The sequence below is a fragment of the Streptomyces sp. NPDC002809 genome (assembly GCF_040295435.1).
Classification (GTDB): domain Bacteria; phylum Actinomycetota; class Actinomycetes; order Streptomycetales; family Streptomycetaceae; genus Streptomyces.
The window spans coordinates 1-19143 of record NZ_JBEOVJ010000102.1 but is presented as its reverse complement, the minus strand read 5'-3'; the positions used below and the strand labels follow the sequence as shown (position 1 = coordinate 19143).

15 protein-coding genes and 2 pseudogenes are annotated in these 19143 nt (G+C 68.0%); 9 read left to right on the top strand and 8 right to left on the bottom strand.

Annotated elements, in window-relative coordinates:
- Positions 1–287 precede the first annotated feature (287 nt).
- Positions 288–1712 (bottom strand): hypothetical protein, encoded by a 1425-nt coding sequence (locus tag ABT025_RS35175; RefSeq protein WP_351002731.1) that lies wholly within the window; start codon positions 1710–1712, stop codon positions 288–290.
- Complete coding sequence (locus ABT025_RS35170; protein ID WP_159031322.1) at positions 1706–2314, bottom strand: hypothetical protein; 609 nt, start codon at positions 2312–2314, stop codon at positions 1706–1708. The genes ABT025_RS35175 and ABT025_RS35170 overlap by 7 nt, the downstream gene beginning before the upstream one ends.
- Positions 2315–2502: 188 nt before the next feature.
- On the opposite strand from ABT025_RS35170, the gene ABT025_RS35165 reads away from it, so the two are divergent.
- The 7 genes from ABT025_RS35165 (at position 2503) to ABT025_RS35135 (ending at position 11006) form a co-directional block, all read left to right on the top strand.
- The gene (locus ABT025_RS35165) at positions 2503–3900 is read left to right on the top strand and encodes a DNA-binding protein (RefSeq protein WP_502972099.1); all 1398 of its coding nucleotides are present in this window, start codon (positions 2503–2505) and stop codon (positions 3898–3900) included.
- A gap of 163 nt (positions 3901–4063) precedes the next feature.
- Positions 4064–4828 (top strand): TnsA-like heteromeric transposase endonuclease subunit, encoded by a 765-nt coding sequence (locus ABT025_RS35160; RefSeq protein ID WP_351002730.1) that lies wholly within the window; start codon positions 4064–4066, stop codon positions 4826–4828.
- The gene (locus tag ABT025_RS35155; protein WP_351002729.1) at positions 4825–6939 is read left to right on the top strand and encodes a TnsB C-terminal domain-containing protein; all 2115 of its coding nucleotides are present in this window, start codon (positions 4825–4827) and stop codon (positions 6937–6939) included. The genes ABT025_RS35160 and ABT025_RS35155 overlap by 4 nt, the downstream gene beginning before the upstream one ends.
- A 62-nt stretch (positions 6940–7001) precedes the next feature.
- Positions 7002–7991 carry a TniB family NTP-binding protein gene (locus ABT025_RS35150; RefSeq protein WP_502972098.1) on the top strand — a complete coding sequence of 330 codons (990 nt, stop codon included), beginning with the start codon at positions 7002–7004 and terminating at the stop codon, positions 7989–7991.
- A 1122-nt stretch (positions 7992–9113) separates the two neighbouring features.
- A complete protein-coding gene (locus tag ABT025_RS35145) occupies positions 9114–9353 on the top strand; it encodes a hypothetical protein (RefSeq protein WP_351002728.1) in 240 nt (79 codons plus the stop codon).
- A gap of 253 nt (positions 9354–9606) precedes the next feature.
- The gene (locus tag ABT025_RS35140; RefSeq protein ID WP_351002727.1) at positions 9607–10221 is read left to right on the top strand and encodes a hypothetical protein; all 615 of its coding nucleotides are present in this window, start codon (positions 9607–9609) and stop codon (positions 10219–10221) included.
- Positions 10222–10574: 353 nt separating this feature from the next.
- Positions 10575–11006 (top strand): hypothetical protein, encoded by a 432-nt coding sequence (locus ABT025_RS35135; protein ID WP_351002726.1) that lies wholly within the window; start codon positions 10575–10577, stop codon positions 11004–11006.
- Positions 11007–11010: 4 nt separating this feature from the next.
- Here the strand turns inward: ABT025_RS35135 and ABT025_RS35130 are convergent, their stop codons facing one another.
- The 6 genes and pseudogenes from ABT025_RS35130 to ABT025_RS35105 all read right to left on the bottom strand — a co-directional run bounded on the left by ABT025_RS35130 (position 11011) and on the right by ABT025_RS35105 (position 17519).
- Positions 11011–12138 carry an IS630 family transposase gene (locus ABT025_RS35130; protein WP_351002725.1) on the bottom strand — a complete coding sequence of 376 codons (1128 nt, stop codon included), beginning with the start codon at positions 12136–12138 and terminating at the stop codon, positions 11011–11013.
- Positions 12139–12364: 226 nt separating this feature from the next.
- Positions 12365–12643 (bottom strand): annotated as a pseudogene (locus ABT025_RS35125) (GmrSD restriction endonuclease domain-containing protein); the annotation flags it as partial.
- A gap of 30 nt (positions 12644–12673) precedes the next feature.
- Positions 12674–14039: pseudogene (locus ABT025_RS35120) on the bottom strand (AAA domain-containing protein).
- Complete coding sequence (locus tag ABT025_RS35115) at positions 14036–15517, bottom strand: hypothetical protein (RefSeq protein WP_351002724.1); 1482 nt, start codon at positions 15515–15517, stop codon at positions 14036–14038. Before ABT025_RS35115 ends, ABT025_RS35120 begins: the two are co-directional and overlap by 4 nt.
- A complete protein-coding gene (locus ABT025_RS35110; RefSeq protein WP_351002723.1) occupies positions 15514–16656 on the bottom strand; it encodes a hypothetical protein in 1143 nt (380 codons plus the stop codon). Before ABT025_RS35110 ends, ABT025_RS35115 begins: the two co-directional genes overlap by 4 nt.
- A 50-nt stretch (positions 16657–16706) precedes the next feature.
- Positions 16707–17519 carry a hypothetical protein gene (locus ABT025_RS35105; protein ID WP_351002722.1) on the bottom strand — a complete coding sequence of 271 codons (813 nt, stop codon included), beginning with the start codon at positions 17517–17519 and terminating at the stop codon, positions 16707–16709.
- Between the two features lie 131 nt (positions 17520–17650).
- Between ABT025_RS35105 and ABT025_RS35100 the strand changes: the two genes are divergently transcribed.
- Positions 17651–18883 (top strand): metallophosphoesterase family protein, encoded by a 1233-nt coding sequence (locus tag ABT025_RS35100; RefSeq protein WP_351002721.1) that lies wholly within the window; start codon positions 17651–17653, stop codon positions 18881–18883.
- Complete coding sequence (locus ABT025_RS35095; protein WP_351002720.1) at positions 18880–19053, top strand: AAA family ATPase; 174 nt, start codon at positions 18880–18882, stop codon at positions 19051–19053. Before ABT025_RS35100 ends, ABT025_RS35095 begins: the two co-directional genes overlap by 4 nt.
- Positions 19054–19143: the final 90 nt, after the last annotated feature.

The window sequence follows — 19143 nt, the reverse complement described above, 5'->3', positions numbered from 1 at the left end:
CATCCCCTTACACGCCGCCGAGGGCCCGGATCCGGATGCCAGACGACAACATTTTTCCCAACCTCACCCGCCTCCCCGCCTGTCACACCGTTTCCCCAGGTCACAGGGGTGGAGGGGTTGGAAAATTGATGTGCACCGGAAGATCCCTTTCGAACCGACGGGATCCATGAGGGCAAGGCATACCGGCAGGACGGCCATCCCGAGTGCCCTGCGCCCTCCGGCAGAGCAACGTCGTCAAGCGGGAAGACAACCTCGCGCCGTGCCTGATGGCCGGGCCGGCGCTGGCCCTATACGTCGTCGAAGCTGGGCTGGCTCCATGGCTGATCGGGGGGCGGGCCTTGGGCCCCGAAAAGCTGGGTGATCTTCTCGGCTTCATCATTTGAGAGATCGGAGAGCAGGCGCGTCGTTGTTCCGAGGAGGGCGTCCAGCGGTACCTGGGTACGTGCGCCACGGGCGCTGGCGATCCCGGTGCCGAACATGCACTGGAGAGTCTCGCCAGAGGGGATGCGGGCTTCGGCTTCGATGACTCCCTCGGCCTGTCCCAGCGCGTCGCTGATGCCGTCGAGTCGGGTGTCGTGGGAGATGTCGTCCCCGGGTCCGCCGTAGCCGACGTGGCGGTCCGTCACGACCATGCGCAGAGAGGTCAACGGGATGCCGAAGCGGTCGGCTCTGTTCCTCACTTCGTCGAGGCGGGGCAGGTCGTGCTCCTGGCCGGACGGGAGCTGGCGCTGGGACTGGGCGACCAGCACGTGGAAGCGCGGGGTCTGCAGGATCAGCTGGCCAGCCTTCACTGTCCAGCGCCAGGGGCTGATGTCTGCGTCTGCCACGCCGGGCACGATCATGCAGACGCGGCTGGTCCAGAGCCGGATCGCCTCACGCATGAGGTACTGGAGATTTCCGGTGCCTGCGGCTGGGGTGCGCAGCAAGGTGGGGAGGCTGATCATGCGGACGACCCGGTTCCAGAACGCGGTGTCGGTGATGTCCTCGGATTCCAGCAGGTACATCAGGGCTGTCTCGTCGAGATGGCCGACGCCTCGCTGAGGTGCGGGGAAGCTGGCGAGCGTGGATCCGCCGCCCTGCCAGAGCGCGGCGAGAAAGGCTGACATCCGGTCAGCGACGTCGGTGGTCATCTGCGCGGTGAGGGCGTCGACAGCATCGCGGGTGGGAACGCGTTCTCCCGCGCGGGCGGCTTCCGCCCCCTGGACGACTGTGTTCAGGAATTCCTCGGTGGCCGGTCTGTCGAGGGTGCCGCGGCCGCCTTCGAGGACGGAGCGGGACACCAGCTGAGGGATGCCGGGAGAGTCGTCGGCCGGCTGGAGTGCGCCGAGCGCGGAAGTGTCGAGGAGGAGCGAGGTGCTGGTGCCGGGTAGCAGGGGGAGGTCTCCTCGTTGCCGCGTGGAGGACAGTTGACCGAGCGCGAGAAGCACCGGCCGGTCCGCACGGGGAAGACGTTGCAGGTCGTCCTCGAGTTCGCGCTGGTCCGATGTGGTGCGCAGGTAGATGAACCGGCGGGGTGTGCGGGGTCTGCCGGGCCATTCCAGGACCATGTCGGGGACGTGGGTGTGGTTGAAGAATTCAGTTTTGGTGACGGTGGCGCCGGGGTCCATGCGGCGCAGGTGCCGGGCGACGATGTCCTTGACCTGGGTGAACATCATCCGGTCGTCGGGCTCGTCCATGGCCTGGGCAATCGACTGTTCGACGAGGTTCACCACGAGCCCTCTCTGCGGGTGAGTTCGGCGGCGACGATGGCTGCCCAGTCCTTGAGCGGCAGGAGAGTTTCCTGCTTGTCCGAGAGGACGATCAGCCACAAGCGTGCGGCGACCGACTGGGCGAGTTCGCTGTCCAGAAGTTTTCGGGCTTCCTCGGGGTCGCTGGTGCCGAAAACGCGACTGCTGTGTTGAAGGACTGCACTCTCCACCTGATCAGGCGAGTTGAGGGTGGACCAGGAGTTCGCCCGGAACGGTGCCCAGGTGATCCACATGAAGTGGTCGCTGAGATGGTGCTGGGCCTGGGCGGCGACGTAGCACTTGGCGAGGAACTCGTCGAACTGCGTTCCCTGGTCGCTGGGTTGCGCGTAGTTCTTGACCTCCGCGCAGAACATGTCGTTCTGGTAAGGATCGCCGCGCATGGCGCCGCCCAGATCGAAGGAGAAGGTCCGGCCCCCGTACGGCCAGGCGAGGGTCAGCCGACGGCCGCAGGACTCCGAGTCCGTGTTCGCGTACGCGCCGAAGATGCGCATCGTGCCCTCGAGCCACTGCTTGGCTCTTCGAGCCCCCGAGAAGCCCTTCACCTGAGCGTCTTCGCCAACCACCACAGGCGTAGCTTAGTGCGATCGGATCATCACGGTGTGCTCGAACGGGCTAATCTCCCACCTCCCTGAGGGGTTGGCTTCAGGGAGGAACAGCTGCGGCCCTTGAGAAAGTGAGCCAACGATGGCCGCGGGCCGGAAGGAACTACCGCGAAGACGCCCTCCTTGATCGGCGGACACGAGACCGTGGTGGAGTGATCCTTCCTCCTGGCCTCCTGCGTACCGCTCCCCTGCGCGGAGAGACGACGTCGTCGCTGATGTGCCGCATCGCGAGCCGCTACGGGGTCGAAGCGACGGCGTTGCGGTCCTGCTGGAAGTGGCGCAGCCACCAGCCTCGGCACGACGGAGGGGGCGCGCGGGCAGACGCCGAGGTGCTGTTGAACACGGCGGGGCGGCAGCTCCTGACAGGCCTGTGTGGCGTGGAGGAGGGTGTGCTGGCGCGGGCGTTGCCGTCCTGGGGGCGGGAGGATGCCAGGCTGCCGGCCGCGGATGCCGGGGAGCCGGCGGCGGCGTGGCGGATCGGTGGTGCGGTTGCCGGGCCGGTGGCGTTCGGCTGTCGTCTGTGCACGGCCCGGCGTACGGGGACGGCTGGGCGGGCGGTGCTGTACGCCCCGCGGTGGGACCGTGTGTGTGTCCGGCACGGGCGGTGGCTCCTGGATGCGGATGCCGACCAGCCCCATGAGTACTTGGACGTGCGGCGTCTGCCGGAGGTGGTCGCGGCGCAGCGGCGGTGGGTGGGGGTGGCGCGGCGGGCGGTGCGGGCGGGGGCCGAGCCGGAGCGGGTGTTCGCGTTGGCGCAGGCGGTGGTGGCCCGGTGGTGGGAGCAGGCCCTGCAATGGGAGCAGGAGAAGGTCTGGCCGCGGCGGTTACATCAGGTCGCGGGCGGTGATGCCGGGGGTGATCTGGGGTGGTGGCGGATCGTGGGGCGGGACGCGGTCGTCTTCCCTGAGGTGGTGGCTGTCGCCGATGCGTTGCTGGATCCGGGCATGGCCCGGCTGGTGTGGGTGGACAGCGGGGCCGGGCAGCCTCGAGTGCTGTCCGTCGACGGGTTGTTCTGCCGTCGGCTCGGTGAGCGGGTGGGGCGGGGTTGGCTGGAGCCTCTGGCTGCGGCGGACCATGGCGGTCCGCTGATCGCTTGGATGGGCAGCGTCATTCGGCTGCGCCGTGGGGCCGGTGGGCCTCCCGGGTATGACAACGACCCCTGGTGGCTGCGGCGGGAGCATCAGCCGGTGCCGATGGCGGGGCAGTTGCGGGTGCTGGGCAAGGAGATGAAGGCACCCGGTTCGGGGACGATGTGGCGGGCGGTGGTGCCGGCCGAGCAGCGGATGCGGATCGGCAGTCTCCTCGGCAGTGCCGAGGAGCAGCTGCTGCAGCTGCGCGGCGTGCAGAGCGGGCCGACCGCCGAAGTCGCCCGGCAGCTGCTGCAAGGCCTCGGTCACAGTGCCGGTCTGGTCGAGGCGGCCTGGAAGCGGACCGCGGTGGCGGCGGTGAACGGCGGGGTGCCGTTGGAGGAGGTGGCCCGGTGGGCGGATATGTCCCCCGGGACACTGAGGAGCATGCTGACGGCGGGCGGGCAGGAAGAGGACGGCTGAGAGCAGGGTGGGACCGGGCGCATCGGCTGTTAGCTGATACAGCACTCGTTTGTGGCAGAAACCCTGAAAACGACGATGCTTGTCGGCGGGAGCGGCTTGGCTGACACGGGTGATCAGCACAGGAGAAGCCGCCCGGCCCGGGGGCCGGGCGAGGCGAGTGGCCGTGGATCGCCGCAACGGGTTCGAGGCGGTGTTCCTCGACCCGGTGGGGCAGCCGGTTCAGCAGCGGTGGGCGGATGCCGCCATGACCGTGGGATTCGAGGAATTGCGACCGGTGTCGGCGTTCCCGGTGATCCCGGGGCGCCGCTGGGGGCCAGGGCTGTGGTGGTCGGCAACCACCGGGCGGCACGTGGCCGCGGGTTCGAACGCGATGCGCACCCAGCTGATGGTCCTGGACCGCGACCCCGATGTGACCGGGCTCGCGGGGCGTCCGGTACGCGTGTTGTGGCGCGAGGAGCGGGGGCGGGTGCGTTCCTGGGTGCCGCAGCTGTTCGTCCGGTACCGCGACGGCACGGGTCTGCTGGCCGACTGCCCCAGCCACCCGGAGGCCGGCGGCGACCGGGCGGTGAAGGCCGCCGAAGCGGTGAGCGCGGCGTGTGAGGAGATCGGCTGGGCCTACCGGCGTCTTGCGCCGCTCGACGACGTCCTGGCCGCCAATCTGAAATGGCTGGCCGGCTACCGCCACCCCCGCAACGCCGGCCGCCCCGGCCTGGCGCCCGCGGTGGTGGAGGCGTTCGCGCGGCCGCGGCCGCTGATCGAGGGTGCCGAAGCGTCCGGCGACCCGATCGAGGTCCTGCCGGTGGTCTTCCACGCCCTGTGGCACGGGCGGGTGACGGCAGACCTGGAGGCGCCGCTGCATGAACGCGTCCTGGTCGGCCCTGCGGGCTGGAGTGGCCCGGGTCCGGGCGCGGCGGGAGGGGTCCGGTGACCGCGCGGCGCAGTGCCCGGCCGTCGGTGAAGGCCGGGGTGCAGGTCCGGTTCCGCGGTGTGAAGTGGCAGGTGGTCGCCCTGTCCGGGCAGACCATTCACCTCATCGGCCCGGACGGTGGCGGCGAGGCGGTGCTCGCCGGGTACCTGTTCGCCGATCCCGGCTTCAGCGTCATCGGGGCCGATGTACCGCAGGCGGCCCCGCAGTGGGGGCTGTTCGAGACCGCCCCCGCCGCGGCACGTGAGAAGGCCCTGGCCTGGCAGCGGCACGTGAGAGAAGTCGAATGCGGCCTTGCCGGCGGGCCCGGCAGTGCTGGAGCGGTGCGGGAGCACTACGACCCAGAGCGGCACACGCTGGCCGAGCGGGAACAGGCCAAGGCCGAGGAGCTGACCGCGCTCGGGTTCGGCCGGGTGTCGCGCACCACGGTGCAGCGCATGCGGCTCGCTTATCGCAAGCAGGGCCTGTGGGGGCTCTTGGACCACCGCACCACCCGCTCCTCCAGCCCTACCGGGCGGTCCGACGAACGGGTCGTCGCCGCCGTCCGTGAAGCGCTGCGACGCCGGCGCAGGCGCTCCAAAGGCACCATCAACGGCCTGTTCCCGCTCATCAACCAGATCCTCGAAGATCAGCACGGCCCCGGTACGGTGCCCGTGCCGTCCCAGGCGACGCTGTACCGGCTCGTCACCTCCCTCGCCCGACCCGGCGAACTGCCCAGCGGTCCGGTGCGGCAGGTGCCCGCGAGTGTCGAGGGGCGGGCTTTCACCCCTGCTACGGCGCTGCGGCCGGGCGAGCAGGTCCAGATCGACACCACCCGCCTGGATGTCCTGGCCCTCTTCGACGACGGGCGCCTGGCCCGGCCCGAGCTGACCATCGCCGTCGACGTCGCCACCCGCGCCATCCTCGCCGCCGTGCTGTGCCCCAGCGCGACCAAAGCCGTCGACGCGGCCCTGCTGCTCGCGGAGATGGCCGTCCCGCACCCCGCCCGCCCGACCTGGCCGGACATCCTGCGCATGGACCACGCCCGCGCACTCCCCCACCAGCGGCTGGCCACGCTGGACGAGCGTCTGGCCGGTGCGGCGGCCCGGCCGGTCGTCCTGCCCGAGACGATCGTCGTCGACCGCGGCAAAGTCTTCGTCTCCCGGGCGTTCACCGCCGCCTGCGAGACCCTCGGCATCAGCGTCCAGCCCGCCCCACCCCGCGCCCCCACCGCGAAGGGCATCGTCGAGCGCACCTTCGGCACCATCAACCACCTGTTCTGCCAGCACCTGCCCGGCTACACCGGATCCAACGTCACCCGCCGCGGCCCCGACACCGAGAAAGACGCCTGCTACAGCGTCACCCAGCTCCAGGACCTCCTCGATGAGTGGCTGGTGCACTACCACCACCGGCCCCACGAAGGCCTGCGCCACCCGATGATGCCCAGGAAGGCCCTTACCCCGAACGAGATGTGGGCCGTCCTTGTCGCGGTCGCCGGGTACGTGCCCGTCCCGCTGACCGGGCGCGACTACCTCGAACTGCTCCCCGTGCGCTGGCAGGCCATCACCCCCGGCGGCATCACCATCCACCACCGCACCTACGACGCGGACCTCCTCGCCCCACACCGCGGCCAGCCCTCCCCCGTCGCCGGCCGCGGCAGGAAATGGGAGATCCACTACAACCCCCACGACGTGCGCCAGATCTGGGTCCGCCTCCCCGACGGCGAACTCACCGAGATCCCGTGGATCCACCGCGACCACGTCCACCGGCCCTTCGATGAACGCACCTGGCAGCACATCCGCACCCAGGCCGTTGACGGCAACCACGGTGACGCCGAGCAGCACGAAGCCAGCCTCGCCGACGCCCTCGACCAGCTCATGCGCCGCGTCCACAGCGGCCACTCCACCACAACGGAACGGGCACTCCTGGCCCGCACCGCTCACCTCCCTCTCCCCTCACCCCGCGACGGGGACCACGACACCGAAGCACCCACCGACAGCCCGGCGCAGCAAGCCACCGAAGGTAACGACGACAGCATCGACGACCTCGACAACCTGCCCGACAACGACGTCAGCCCCACCCCGGCCACCGGATTCGGGCTCTACAACGCACATGAGGAAGCCGACAAGTGGTGAACCCGAGCCCGCCAAACGCGAACAGCACATCAGACGGTCCCGGCGACAGCGGCGGAGCCGAATTGTCCTGGCCGCTGACCACCTGGCAGGGCTGGAACCGCTTCGCCACCACCGACCCACCCGCCCCTCCCCGGCCAGGTGAACCGCCCCGTAGCACAGAGGAACGCCTGGCCTACCACTCCGCGTTCGTCACCATCCGCACCCCCGCCATCCACACCCTGGCCACCCAGGTCCGCACCCTGATGATCCTCGGCCGCCACCAGCAGACCACCGCACGGCCCTCCCTCATCGTCACCGGCCCCGCCGCAGCCGGGAAAACCACCGCCCTCCTGAACGTCGGGCGTACCTGCCACCTCGCCCACACCCTCAAAAACCCGCCACCACCCCGATCAGCACACGCCGCGGTACCCGTCGCGTATGTTCTGGTCCCGCCCGGCGCCACCGCGAAAACCCTCATCACCGAATTCGCCCGCTACCTCGGCATCCCCGTGGCCGCGCGCATGACCCAGACCCAGATCACCGAAGCCGTCTGCCACACCTACACCCAGGCCGGTGTCCAGCTGGTGATGATCGACGAGATCCACCGCCTCAACCCCCGCACCACCACCGGCGCCCAAACCGCCGACCTTCTGAAAGACCTGAGCGAACGCCTTCCCGCGACATTCGTCTACGCCGGCATCAACGTCACCGACACCCCCCTGTTCACCGGCGTGAGAGGCGCCCAACTCGCCGGACGCGCCACCCTCGTCGACTGCGGCCCCCTCCCCGCCCGCCACGGCACCCGCCACCCCTTCCGCGACGTCATCACCGACATCGAAAACCATCTCGACCTCCAGCAGCACAAACCCGGCACCCTCCCCCGCCACGCCCCCTACCTCCACCAGCGCACCGCAGGCCGCATCGGATCCCTCACCCGACTCATCCGCCAAGCCGCCATCACCGCCATCAGCGACGGCACCGAACGCATCACCAAAACCACCCTCGACACCATCCGCCTCGACCACCTCGCCGAAACCCACCACCGCCCCCACACTCGCGCCCGAAGCCGCTAGCCCCGCCCATCAGACAGGCAAAAGGCTCTGACCAGCACAAACACCAATCGGGCCTTTACACGCTAGAACTACCTACAACACACCCAGCTGCCCTCAGCACAGAACACATAACCCCAGCTCAGATACTCCTCCCCACCTGCCAGGACCACCAATTCGACCTCTCAGCGAACCAGCAACACCCCAGACCAGCCACCTCGCTGTGCACCAACAAACCCCCCTCCCAGCGTTACGAGGGCAGAGGTCTGCACTACGGTGCGTTCCCTCACCCCGCGCTCCCCCGGGTGAGGGACTCATTGGCATCACGGCGAGCAGGACCGGAGGACGACGCGCCCCATGAGGCAGTGCACGATGCAGCCTGTGCAGCGCACCTGGATGGTGGAGCTACGCCCCGAGCGCGGCGGATCTGTGCTCGTCTGCTCAAGGTGCTCTTCGTCAGGCACCGCGCCCATTCGCGCCTCGGCGCACGAGGCGATGACCCACCTGGCCCTGCATGCGCGCCGCGACGCGCTGCCCGCCCATTTGCGCACCTGTCAGTGCCACGCACGCGGCTGCAGGTGGCACCCCAGGCATCGCGGCTGTGCCGGGAGCATCCTGCTCGTCCTGGCCTGGGAGCGCGGCGGTCGTCAATGGCGGCTCGCCGACACCTGTGCTGCCTGCGCTGGCGCCACGGAACATGCGGCGGTCGTTCCGGAGACTGCGCTGCCCAGTTCACCCCCCGGTTTCCCGCCCCGACGCCGCAGGCTGCACGGTCTCGCTGAAGAGGTTCGGGTGCGCGAGATGCTCAGCTATCTCGCAACCGCCCTGCCGGCAGAGGCTTCTGGGGCTACCCGCTTGCTTGCGTTACAATGCGCACTGCGCTCGAGCTGCGGCGGCGATGTGCGCATCCCCACCGGCCTCGTGCGCGGAATGCGGCTGGGTGCGGATGCCACCCCGCGAAGAGAACTGGAATGGGCAGGTTGGCTCTATGTCCACGCTGTGCGGCCGAACAGCCCTAGGCAAGGATTTTCCGCTCGGCTACTGGATCCCACGGTGCGCACCCAAGCTCCTGGGCGACTGAGCCGTGCCCGGGCAGCCGACTGGGCGCTGCGCGTCTGTGGAGCGCGCCAACTACGCCCGCTCGGGGTGACCACCAGGCTGCTCGCGCTGGTGCTCGGCGCGCATCTTCCTCCCGGTTCTGCTCATGCAGCCGTCGATCGGGAGATGCTCGGGCACTTGTCCGGGCTTGCTTTGCCTGAGCTGTCCCAGGCACTTGACCTGCTTGCCGACAGGCGGTTCTTGCGATCATGGACCTTCGAAGCCGTATCTGAAGACGTTCGGTGGGCCCTCTGGTCGCCGAATCAACTCACCCATGATGAGCCTTGAGAGCAGTTGCTCGCTGGCCCAAGCATTGGGACGGACTGGCTGTGTATACCGCGCCGAGGCTCTGCCAAAAGGGGTTGTACTGCGAGAAGTTCAGGGCCGGTGGATTGCCCAAGCGTGTGCGGGATTCTCTTCGCTCAGGGTCAGCGCGGGGTGTGGGTACGCGGTGAATTCACGGCCTGGGAAGTTGCTCACAGCAAAGTGTGAGTAGCATCAGGGACTTACCCCCATTCGCAAACAGAAAGATGAGGGCCTCATGTCCCAAGTCGCTGCAACCTCCACCGTCACCGCAGGTTACGCGCAGAAGGTCACGGAAGACCTCGCGCTCACCAAGAAGGAGCAGGAACGGGTCCGTGCTGAACTGACCCGGCTGCAGGACGAGCTCCAGCAACTCGAGGAGAGCGAGAAGGTCCTGGTGAAAATGCAGGACGTGCTTGGCGGTTCCAGCGAGTTGAACCACGGACGCGGAAAGGGCGGAAAGGCCCCCGTGCCGGCTGCGCGTCGTGGAAAGGGCGCGACGGCGCGGCAGCAGAAGGTGTCGCGTACGGCCAAGCCCTCAAAGGCCGGCCGTGAGGCCCACGCCGAGAAGACCGCCTCTCCCAAGGGCGCGGCCGAAGAAACCTGGGCTGCGCTGGCCAGCGGTTACCTGGCCGGGCAGAGCGAGCCGAAGTCCGCCGCGGAGGTCTCCGCCGCACTGACCGAAGCCCACCCCCAGCGCAACGTGCAGGCACCCGTCGTGCGCAACGCCCTGGAGCAAGGTGTCGCCCGCGGACTCCTGGAGCGTTCCAAGCAGGGCCGATCCGTGTACTACACCCCTGCTTCTGCCGCCACAGTGGCTTCCTCCGACGAGCCCGCTGCGTCTGTCCAGTAGGCGCGGCAGCGAATCGCAGAGAGTGCGAGTGAGGCAGCCGCCCTGTTAGTCACTGACGACCGACGTCGAGCTAGAGGCCAATTCCCACCTCGGTGGCATCAGTTGCTCCTCCTGAAGTGACCAGGCCCGTGGGTGCTTCGGCATAGTGCTGCTGGTTGATCGTCCGGCCCCGCACGGGGATCGTTGGAAAGAACCCTCACGTAGCGCGCCCGCGCTCGCTACGTCCGCTCTTCGGCGAGCGGCGAGACGCCTAGTGCTCTGATCGGGAAGGTTCGCCGGGTTGAGTAGGCTCAGCCCGGCTGCGTTGGAAGCGGAGGGCAGGCATGACGCGGAGACCGTCGGTGGATGAGGCCGTGGGACTGCTGGAGGGTGAACTGGGTCCCCGAGCCTTTGCCGATCCGGTCCCGGAAGACGTCTGGTTTGCTTTCCTTCGTTTCGGCCGTCAGCTGTTCCACGTCCCGGACACACCCGATGTCGACGGCCTTCTGTTCCAGTACGGGACCTACGCGTTCGACGGTCCTGCGACGTTCACGCTGGACCTCACCCGACAGTTCGAGGTCTCCGACAGCGACGGTGATCACGACCACTACGTGCAGGTCCACTGCGAGCTCCGATACGGACTCACCCCTGCCCTGGAGGCCCTGGGAAGCTTCCACTCGTGGTTCTTCCACGATGCCGGAGCAGACCTCGAAGAATGGGCCCAAGTGCTGACCGAACAGGCGGTGTGGACCACAATCCGCGAACTCAAGCCGGCCGAGATCAGGGTGTACCAAGAGCGGGTGTAGCTGCTCAGGCCACCATCGTGGTGGGACGCCCTCCCCAACGGATGCCTTTCTCGCTTCGTATGCGGGCGCGTTCGCGTCGCTGGGCGGCGAGGACGTCGGGATGGCGGGCGTTGTTGTTGCGCCAGCGCAGGTAGGCGTGGAGAGCCCGGGTCTGGACGGTGTGGTTGGGGTGGTGGGAGTTGGCCAGGGTGAACTGCCGCAGCGGCCCGAAGTGAGCCTCGATGGGGTTGGCCCAGGAGGCATAGGTCGGCGTGAAACAGAGCTCGACCTTGTTCCGGGCCGCCCACCTGCGGATTCTCCAGTTCAGGTGGGCGGAGAGATTGTCGAGGATGACGTAGATCGGGCCGCCGTCGGGTCGGGCGGCGCGGATCGACCGCAGGGCTGACCAGGTGTGGTCGATGCCTTTGCGCTTTCGGTTGATGCCCCACAGCTCGTCGTCGCCAACCGAGTAGCAGCCGTGGAAGTAGGTAATCCCGTGGGTACGCCGATAAGTGGCCGGCAGTCGGTCGGGCTTGCGCTGCTCAGCCCAGCAGGAGCCAGCGGTGGGGCGGATGCCCAGGGGGCCGAATTCGTCGAAGGCGAAGGCGAAGGCGCGGTCGGGACGTTCGTTGATCGCGTACTCGATGCGGGCGAGCTTGGCGTCGAAGTCCGGATCCGGTGAATCCTTCCAGGTCTTCGTCCGCTGGAAGGAGATCCCTCGGCGGGCCAGGAGGCAGCGAAGGGCTTCACGGCCGATCTGGACCGGTCGGGGAATGTTGCGCCGCAGGTGTTCAGCGAGTTTGCGGATCGACCAGCGGGTGAAGGGCTTGCCCAGTGCGGTCGGGCGGGTGGTGGCCGTCTGGACGACGAAGTCCTCGTCGTCACGATTGAGAAGGCGGGGACGGCCTCCCGCCCACTGTGGGTCCAGGCATGCGAGCCCGATCTCGTTGAACCGGTGGATCACATCACGGACGGTGTCCTCGTTCGCCTGCACCAGGCGCGCGATCACCGGAACCGAACTGCCGCCGGCCGAGGCCAGCAGCATCATCGCTCGGCGAAACCGCACCGAGCTCGTGCTGCCCCGCCGAACGATCTGCTGCAGTTTCTGGCCCTCCTGCTCGGTCAGCCCGCGGACCCTGACCGGTAACGCCATACCCGTCTCCCCATGCCAGTCGACGTCGCCACATCCGACCAGCACAACGAGCAACCCGGCAAACCTTCCCGGTCAGAGCACTAGCAACGCCCTTCGCCGACTCGCCGACGCCCTGACCGCCCGCCCGGGCGAATAAGCGGTCGCCACCGCGATCCCGGCACATCTGCCAGTCCTGCACCGCCGCGCACCGAACTCTCCGACGGCACCCCGAGCGGTACAACCGGGCTCAAGGTGCGACTTCGTAGTTGACAGTCGTGTCCGGGCACGCGTCGGCGAGCTTCGCCAGCGCGGCCCGTTCCTTGTCGTCGGCGTTGAGTCCCCACCGCAGTTTGGTTGCCGTCCAGTCCGCGGCGTACAGGCAGTGGGTAGCTTCGGCCGGCGGCAGCCAGCTGGCAGGGTCCCTGTCGGACTTGCTGCGGTTCGACTTCGCAGTCACCGCCACCAGCGAACGCTCAGACCCAAGGTCGTTGGCGAACGCTTCGCGGCGATCAGCGCTCCAGACGCTGTCGTGTTGCGGGCGCGTGCCGCGAGCGACTCATCCGCGGCCGCGAGGAGGCTGCGTTTGGGCATGGATGGTGTGCTGGGCCAGCTGGGCGAGGACGGTGTGGTGGGCCTCCCAGCCGTCGGGGGTCTTGCCGGGGGGGGCCGGGGCGTGCGGGGTGGGTGGAGGGATGGGCGTCGAGGAGTTCGGCGATGCCTCCGCGGGCCACGACGATGCAGGCGTGTCGGTGTCGTGAGGTTAGAACGCACAGACGGCCGGCTTCCAGGTGGAAGGCGGAGGCGTCGCCGCGGCCGGAGAGGGGGTGCAGGACGATGGTGACACTGCATTCGTGGCCTTGAAGCCGGTTGGCGGTGTCGATGACGATTCCGTGGAGGCGGGGGTAGTGGCGGGCCAGGAGTGCGCGGATGTGGTGGGCCTGGCTGCGGTGGGCGGTTCCGATGGCGATGTCGTCGGGCCGCAGGAGGCGTCCCTCGGGGTATTCCTCGCAGGTGGCGATAGCGCCCCGGATCAGCAGCCGTTCGGCGATGTCGAGGACGGCGTGGAGGGCTTCGTTGTCGAGGTGATAGGTAATGCGCTCCGGTAGTTCGAACAGTGCCCATCCGGTGCGAGCGGCGTTCTCGATGACCTTGTCGGTGGGAGTGTTGTGTATGCCGGTGATGGAAATCTTGAGGGTTCTGTCGGTCTCGTTGCTTCCGGCGTGGAAGGGCATGGAGTAGAAGGCGTCGCTGATCAGGGGGACGGCTGAGGGCGGCAGGCGCCAGGACACGGGCAGTAGGTGGACGGGCAGGTCGGGATTGTTGGCGAGCAGGACGGCGACCGCGCTGTTCATGGGGTCATGGGGCAGATTTGCGAAGCGGTCGGTTTTGACGGTGGAGAAGGGGTCGAGTTGGCCGGGGTCTCCGACGAAGAGGGCCTGGTCGAAGAGGCCGGCGGTCCGCAGGAGCATGTCGGAGCGCATCTGGTAGGCCTCGTCGATGACCGCCCAGGGCCATCGGCGGTCGGTGACCGTGGCCCATTTCATGGCTGTGCCCACGATGACGTCGGCGGTTCGCTCGAGGTCTTCGACGCGGGTGCCGATACGGACGCCGGGATATGCCTGAAGGTCGTTGGGGGCTGTGTGTTCTGTTGCGGTGAGCCGGGCGGTTCGAAGGCGGGGGTGGTGTCGGGCCAGCCGCCGTACAAGATGGTCGACCTGGCTGTTGGTCTGGGCGATGACGACGCAGGGGCCGCCCGTTTGTGTGAGTGCGTCGGCGGCTTGGGCGACGAGGGTGGATTTGCCAGCGCCGGGCGGGGCTTCCACGACAAGTCCGCGGTGGGTGAGTGTGGGCAGGCGTTCCAGGACGGCGCGGGTGGCGTTGTCCGTCTGCTGCTGGGGAGGAAGCCGGCGAGGGGGTGTCACTGATGCTCCTCCTCTTCGTTGGCGTCCGGATGGTCGGGGGGAGGCCCGCCGTGGGTCCAGGGTGTTTGGTCTCGGGCAGGGAATTCCGGCATCCGGTAGCGGTCAGGTGCGATGGTGAACACAAGCAGGGCACCGGACTCGGGCAGGACGGTGTGGTTGGGGCGGGCTACGGTGCCCATGCCTGCGGTGATCTCGAGTTCGACGAGGGTGTCGTCAGCTGACGGAGTGATTTCGCAGATCTTGTAGCGGGCGTTGCGGTGGGTGTGGCAGGCCAGGCGCTGGCCAGGTTCCATGGGAACGGGATCCGTGGTGGAGACCGTGAACCGGGGCCGCCACTGTGTTCGTCCGGTGGGTCCTCGAAGGGTGTGTTCCGGGTCGACCGTGTTGACGGGGCCGCCGAAGGCTTCGCCGGTGGTGCGTAGTTCTGCCCGTACGAAGGGGTCGTCGGCGGCGCGTTCGGCGGCGAAGGTGGTGGCTGCGTTTTCCATGAGGGTCAGGCGGGCGGCGGTGGCGACGGCTTGTTCGCGGGCGGGCTGGGGGCGTCCGTCGTGGCTCAGGTACGTGCATTCCTCAGTGAATACGGAGCGTTCGTGGTCCCAGCGGCGTGCGGTGCTCTTGGCTTCGGGGAGGGCCTGCAGGAGTGCGCAGGCGTGCCACATGAGGTCCCAAGCGGGTTCCATGTAGGTGGTCAGCCGGCGTTCGAGTTCTTGCAGGGTGCGGCTCTGCTCCTGTCCGCGGGTCCTGGCGTATGTGTTGAACAGGGGGGCCAGTTCATCGTTGTCGAAGGCCGCGTCAGTGGCTGGTCCCACAGGTCGGTAGGTGGCAGGGTCTGCTGCCGTATCGGCGGCGTCGCGTCCCGATGCTGCGTGGCGGGGCGGGTCGATCCAGGCAAGCAGTGTGGCGAGGTCCTCGTCCTCCAGGGGGCTTTGACCGGTGATCCAGTGCATGCCGAGAAAGCGGGTCATGGGGATGAGGGCGGCTGCCCCGGGAATGTCGGCACGGTCGGTGAGATAGGTGAGCCAGTGTCCCAGGCGCTGGACGGATGGGGATCCCGGAGTCTGGTCGTCACCGCGGTGGAATCTCAGGCCGTCTCCGAGGAGCTTCAGGTACTCCACGGTCTGAGGGTTGGGAACGAGGATCTGGGGGGCGTCGGTGTACCTCTGGCGTGCGGGCTTCCCGGCGGTAGCGGGCACGTACTCGCTGTGGTGCTGGCAGGTGGCGATGTAGGTGATGACGGCATCTGCCAGGGCGGCAAGCATGGGCGCGGTACTTCCTGAGGGAGGCGCGACCAGGAGTTGCGGGCGGTAGGGGTCGGTGCCCAGCATGACGGCCAGTGGCCGTGCGGCGGGGCCTGTTCGATTCAGCGCCAGCAGCATCAGCGGCCGGTCGCTGAGATGGAGGTGGCGCAGTTGGCTGGCGTATTGGACGTTGCCGGTCGAGGCGGCACGCATCCGCAGGAGTGAGGCCAGAAGGCTCATTCGTCGTCCCTCTGGAGGTCTGAGTGGATGCGTTGTGCGTGGCGCAGCGCCTGGGCGATGGCTTCCTGGTCCCGTGAGGGGTGGAGGTGTCCGTCGGCGAGGGCAAGCGCTGTGCCGATGGTGTCGATTCCCGCCAGGTCGCCGGTCACTGTGGTCCCCAGCGTCTGGGTCCTGCCCTGGTTGCGGGCCTCGGTGCGGCAGTGGGGGGCCAAGTCGCAGTGGTGACGGCAGCCGGGGGTGTAGTAAGGGCTCATGGTGGCGAGTGCGGCGACGAGTTCATCGCGGGGCCGGGCCGGTTTCGTGTCTGGGCCGGGGGCCAGATCGCAGGTGGTGCCCGGGGGGAGGCTGTCCAGCAGTTCGGGCAGGCGCCGGAGTCTGCTGAGGTGGCGGCTGAGGTGTTTGATCTGTTGGGCGGCGTTGTAGAGCGTGGCGGTGGGGTGGCGGGTGAAGTTGCGCGGGTTGACGAGGATGACGGTGTCGGAGACCCGGTCCTTTGGAAGGTTGTTGTCGTTGAGGAGTTCGCGCAGGGCCAGGACGTAGGCGGCGGCCTGGGTCAGTGCTGCGGTGGCTTTGGCGGGGTCGGGCTGTCCGTGAACGACGGGGAAGGATTTGATCTCGATGACGTGGAAGATGCCGTCGCGTTGGAAGGCGATGACGTCGGGCTCGAGGTAGGCCTGGTGGCCGGCGACTGTCAGCCGCAGCACGGGGTGGTCAAGCAGGGTGCGGGGCTTGGTTTTGCGGTGTGCTGCGCTCAGGATGCGCAAGCGGGTGTGCGTGTGGCGCAGTCCCAGGGGGGACTTGTCTTTGTCGCTGCCGACGCTGTTAACGTCCTCGTAGGACACCTCGTCCACGGTCAGTCCCAGGGCTTGGCGGAGCAGCGGTACCAGGGGGGCTCCGGCCTGGTCGGTGACCTGACGTTCGAAGGCGATGCCGTAGTCGAGGGCGAGCTGGGACTTTCTCAGTGGCCGGGGAATGCCCAGATGGGCGACGAGGGCGTCTTTGTCGATGCCGGCCGCATCCAGCAGGGAGCGGCGGTCGCAGCTGGGGTTCGCGGTCAGCGCGGCGAGAGTTCGTGCGTTGTGCGGGAGGGGCGGAGCGGCTCCGCGTAATACGCCCAGGCGGGCGTCGAGCGAACTCACTGTTTTCCTTGAAGGGACATGGCACAAGTCGTGCGGTCATAAGGGCGGGTTCATGCAGTGCGGGACTGGCGGGTGACGTTGCGCAAGGTGTTGCCGAAGTTCTGCTCTACGTCGCCGAGTTGCTTGAGAGCGCGCCGGGCTGCTTCGGCGCGGGTGTCGGCGTCCTCGTCTGCGTGGATCTCCAGTTCGGCTGCCGCGGTCTGGCGCAGCGCGTCCAGGTCGAGGGGGCTGCGGCCTTGGAGGTTGCGGCTGTAGTGCATAAGGAGCTGCTGGAGGTGCTGCGGCAGTTCGGTGTCGCCGGTGAGGTGTTCGGCGGCGTCTGCGAGCCGCAGGGCGGAGGTGAGGAAGTGGACGCGCTGGGTGAGCGGTCCCACGATGCGCTGCTGCAGCGGCCAGGTGCTCAGTGCGAGCAGGGCACGGGCTGGTGAGAGCAGGTCGGATGTCAGGGCGGAGCAGATGTAGTAGGGGCGGGCGTAGGGGGCGGAGCGGAAGGATCGTTCCTCGTCGCGGCGCAGGGTGGTCAGGCGGGCGGTGTTCAGCGGGCCGGAGAAGAATGCCTGGTGGACCTGGCTGAGGAGTCTGGGCGAGGCGGGGACGGTGAGGAGGGTGAGCGCCTGGCGGACCTGGTCGCGTGCGGGACGGCCCTCCCAGCTGTGCTCGGGGGCGGTCGGTGGCTCGGGCTCCGGCTGGGTTTCTTCGGGAGTTTCGTCCGGGCCGCACAGTACGTCCCAGGCCCGCTGGGTCCTTTTCAACTCCGCACGAAGAAGTGCTGCTTGGGCGTGGTCGTGCTGTGTGAGTGCCTGCCGGATCGCCTGTTGGAGTTGCTGCATGCGTTCCTCGAGTGCGACCAGGTGCTCGTGCATCCCCGCATGTTAACAGCTACTCAGGTGGCCTCATTTTGCCCTGTGTTTTTGGTGTACAGTCCCGGGCTCATGAGGCACCGCCGGTGCCTCCAACGCCTCGCTCCGAAAGGGCGCATGAAGGCATGAGCAGAATGCTCCACACTTCCGACTGGCATATCGGCCACACCTTGCACGGGTTTCCACGCAACGAGGACTTCGACGCCGTCTTAGCCGAGATCGTGGCGATCGCCCAGGAATACCGGCCGGACCTGATCGTCCACAGCGGCGACCTGTTCCACACCTCCCGCCCCACGGGCCGGGACATGATCCGCGCTCTGCAGGTCCTGATCAGGCTGGCCACCGTCGCACCGACCGTTGTCGTGGCCGGCAATCACGACTCCCCCACGTATTTCGAGTTCTTCGATCTCTTGACCGGCCCGTCCGTGGGACGGGGCCTGTTCTTCGTCGACCAGGTACGCCCGGCGCACGAAGGAGGTGTTCTGACCTTCGACGCCTGCGGTGGCGAGCAGCGCATCCGCCTGGCCGCCCTGCCGTTCGTGCATCCGAACCGGTTCTGGCAGCGGTCCGCGCCCGACACGTCGTACAGCGACTACGCCGAGGGGATGCGCGAGCTGCAGGCGCAGCTGCTGGAGGCCATGCGCGAGGGGTACGACCCCGACCGGGACATCTTGTTCTTCGCGGCCCACGTGTACATCACGGGCGCCAAGCGCTCCCCGCGCGAACAGGCCATGGACGTGTCTTTCGAGGCCGCTCCCGAGGATCTGCCGAAGGTGTCGTACACCGCCCTTGGGCACATCCACTGTCCCCAGGCCGTGCGGGGTCCCAAGTTCCCCGCCCGCTACTCGGGCAGTCCGCTTGCCATGGACTTCGGCGAAGCCAACGACTCCAAGAGCGTCGTCATCGTGGATGCCGAGCCCGGGCGGCCTGTCCGGGTACAGCCCCGCCCGCTCTCCAGCGGTAGGCGGCTGGCCGTCTTCGAGGGAACCCTCGACAAGCTAAGGGCTGAGGCCGCCCAGTACGACGGGACCTTCCTGAAACTGCTGATCACCGGCGAGGAGCCCGACGGGACCCTCAGCCAGAAGATCGCCGAGATCGTACCGGACGCAATCGTCATTAGACCGGAACTGGCCGGGGAAGCGGCCACCGACGCCATCCTTGGCTGCGATCCCGGCGACGAGCCGGATCTGCCCGACGCGTTCCGCGCCTTCCTGGTGCAAGTGGGACTGAGTGGTGCTGCCGCGGAGTCCATGGTCACGGCGTTCATCCAACTGCTCAGTGAAGTCGATGACGAGACACCGCCGCCGGTCCGGGCTGAGGAACTGCTGCGCGCTGCGCTGGAAGACACCTGGGCGGAGGCATCATGAAGCTCCGGCGGCTCATCTTCACGGGAGTGCGTAGTTACTCCGGCACCTGCACCATCGATTTCACCGGCAAGCTTCTGTTCGCCATCCTCGGCGCAACCGGGGCGGGCAAGTCCACCATCCTTGAGGCGATCATCTTCGCCCTGTACGGAACGTGCTCATGGTCTAACTGATGGTTTCAGAATGAGGTTCGGAGTCGTCTCAAGCAGATGATGCTGCAGGCGAGTTGGAGTAGTCCGAGGTGGAGGTCGGCTCGTATCTCG